The 344-nt window shown below is 47.1% G+C and carries 1 protein-coding gene; it reads left to right on the forward strand.

The window, feature by feature from the left end:
- Positions 1 to 344, forward strand: a 344-nt coding sequence (locus N475_RS25665; protein WP_162269574.1) for a hypothetical protein, incomplete at both ends; no start/stop codon positions are given.

The raw sequence follows: 344 nt of genomic DNA on the forward strand, positions 1-344 counted from the left end.
TCAAAACGGTGTGATCGATCCAGTTGATTCTGTATTGCATGCCATCAGCATCAAACTAACGGGCACTGACAAATATGGCCAAGCCGTTGAATTAACCACCACCACTGACGCGCAAGGTGACTTTAGCTTTACAGGCTTAATTGAGTCTAACGCCGATGGCTACACCCTTACACAAACCCCGTCTACTGAATATCAAACCGGCAAGCGATACATTGGTAGTGGTTTGGGCGCAGTAAGTAACATCGCTAAGATTGTGGTTGGCACAGAACCAACGCCAGCGATCCGCTTTACAGAAAAACCAAAAACGGGCGATAAGTCTGTTACGGGTAAGGTGTTCTTCGATG

The organism is Pseudoalteromonas luteoviolacea DSM 6061 (assembly GCF_001625655.1).
In the GTDB taxonomy this organism is placed as follows: domain Bacteria; phylum Pseudomonadota; class Gammaproteobacteria; order Enterobacterales; family Alteromonadaceae; genus Pseudoalteromonas; species Pseudoalteromonas luteoviolacea.